At 78.2% G+C, this 2,282-nt stretch carries 2 pseudogenes; both read right to left on the bottom strand.

The features are described from left to right. Positions 1-1,348, bottom strand: a pseudogene (locus ABZS66_RS61370) (ABC transporter permease); the annotation flags it as partial. Beyond that, positions 1,345-2,282 (bottom strand): annotated as a pseudogene (locus ABZS66_RS61375) (ABC transporter permease); the annotation flags it as partial. The pseudogenes ABZS66_RS61370 and ABZS66_RS61375, both read right to left, overlap by 4 nt.

Raw genomic sequence — 2,282 nt, forward strand, 5'->3', positions numbered from 1 at the left:
GGGGCGCAGCACGGCCGGGTCCAGCCCGGCGCCGGCCACGAGCGTGGTCGAGCCGGCCGTCGGTGACGAACAGCTGCCCGACGGCGGTCGCGGCGAGCGCCGCGAGCACGACGAACACCGCGACGCCGGCGGTGCCGCCGCGCGGGCGGATCCGGCGCAGCAGCTCCGTGACCGGGCTGACCAGGTGGCGGCGCTGGGCGAGCAGGGCGACGAGCAGCGCGCCGGCCGCGGCCGCCGCGGCGGACAGCAGGGTGTCGGTGCCGAAGCCCGGGGTACCGATGCCGGGAAGACGCCAGGCGACGAGCGCGCCGACGGCGAGGTGCCCGGCGACGCTGCCCGCCACGGCGCCGGCTGCGATGGCGGCGAGCGGCTCGGCGAACCCGAAGACGAGGCGGTGCCACCAGCGCGCGCCGCGCAGCGCCACCACGGCCAGCTCGCGGCGGCGCCCCTCGGTGCCGTAGTCGACGGCGAGGTACAGCGTGAGGTAGGCGAGCAGGATCAGCGGCACCGCTCCGATCGGCACGGTCTGCCGGGCGACGGCCCGGCCGCGCTCCACCCGGTCGGCCAGGGCGGGGATGCCGGTCTGGATCTTCAGCGTGGGCGCGGTCTCGGCCGCCTGGGCCTGCAGCCCGTCGAGCCGGGCCCGCAGGTCGTCGAGCCGGTCGAACGCCGTCGGTGGGGCCACCGCGTCGACGGTGAGGATCGCGAACTGCGGGTCGAGCCGCTCCATCGTGGCGGCCCCGGTGAACACCGGCTCGGAGGCGTCGGGCGCGAAGTAGTGCTGGCCGGCCCAGTACGTCTCGCCGGGCGCGCGCACCGAGTAGATCCCGACGACGGTGACCGGCACCGGCGGCCTCGGCTCGCCGGTGACGCCGGCCTCGGCCAGGACAGCGTCGTCGCCGGTGGACAGGCCCAGCCGGTCCGCGGCCCGCTCGCCCAGGACGACCTCGCCGGAGCCGATCACGCACCGCCCGGCGACGAGGTCGAGGTGGGCGCAGACGTCCTGGCGGAAGACGACCCGGGAGGTGCGGTCGTCGGGCTCGAGGCCCTTCGCCGCGAACTCCACCGAGTACACCGTCGTCAGGCCCGGCACGTCGTCGAGCAGGACCGAGGTGAGCGCCTCGAACCCGGCCGGATCCGACCCGCCCGGGCCGGTCATCGTCGACACGGTGAGGGTCCGCTCGGCCGCGGCGGCCCCGGCGACCTCGCCCCGGATCACCTGGAGGTCGACCGCCCGCACGTAGGCCGGCACGGCGACGGCCGCCCCGACGGCGAGCAGGCTCAGCAGCCCGAGGGTGACCGCCTGGCCGCGGCGGGAGCGCAGCATGTGCAGGATCAGCTCGATCATCGCCCGGCTCCCTCGCGACGGACGCCCCGCGTCCAGGACATCAGCGCCCCGGCGGACACCCCGCCGAGGACCAGCACGGACAGCACGCCGGTGCCGGCCAGGACGGCCGGTTGGCGGGCCGTCCCGAGCGCCGCCGCGATGGCCAGCCCGCCGAGCGTGGCCAGGCCGAGCAGCGCGAGCTGGCCGCCGACGCCGGCGCGCACCGCGACCCGGGCGGCGAGGCCCTGGACGCGCATGGCCCGCACCTCGCGGGCGCGCACCCGCTGCTCGACGGTGACCGCGACGGCGGCGGCGACGGCCGCGAGCAGCAGCCCCACGGCGGCGGCGAGCAGCCGGAACAGCACCGCGAACGCCGGCCCGTGCTCGGCCAGCCGCCGCTCGTGCTGCCGCGCCGTCTCGCTGCCGAGCAGCTCCACCCCGGCGGCGGCGAGCCGGGCGGCGATGGCGTCGCCCGGCGCCCCCGGCGCGAGCCACACCTGGAGCTCGCCGGGGCTGACCGGGTTGGACAGTGCCCGCTGCAGGGTGGCCAGGTCGGCCACGACCCCGGCCGGCCCGAGGACGGGCAGGGGCTCGGCGATCTGCGTGAGATCCAGTGGTACAGCCGAAGCCCCGAACATCGACAGGAGTGCCTCGCCGAAGGTCCACCCGTGCGGTCGCGCACCCGCGAGCAGGGCCGGCACCGGCAGCCGGGTGTCCACGGCGTACGCCCGCGGGTCGGGCACCGCGGCGTCGCCCGCGAACGCCGGCGGCGGCACCCGCAGCGTGAGCGCACCGGCCTTCGGCGCGACGAGGACCACCGGCCCGCTCAGCGCCGACCGCCAGTACCGCGGGTCGCCGAGCCGCCCGCCGTCGAGCACCGGGCCGGCCGGCCCGTCCTGCCGCAGCCCGGGCGGGAGCAGGGCGAGGGTTTCGTCGAGCGCGGCGGCGAAGATGG

It is taken from the genome of Dactylosporangium sp. NPDC005572 (assembly GCF_040605515.1).
GTDB lineage: Bacteria > Actinomycetota > Actinomycetes > Mycobacteriales > Micromonosporaceae > Dactylosporangium.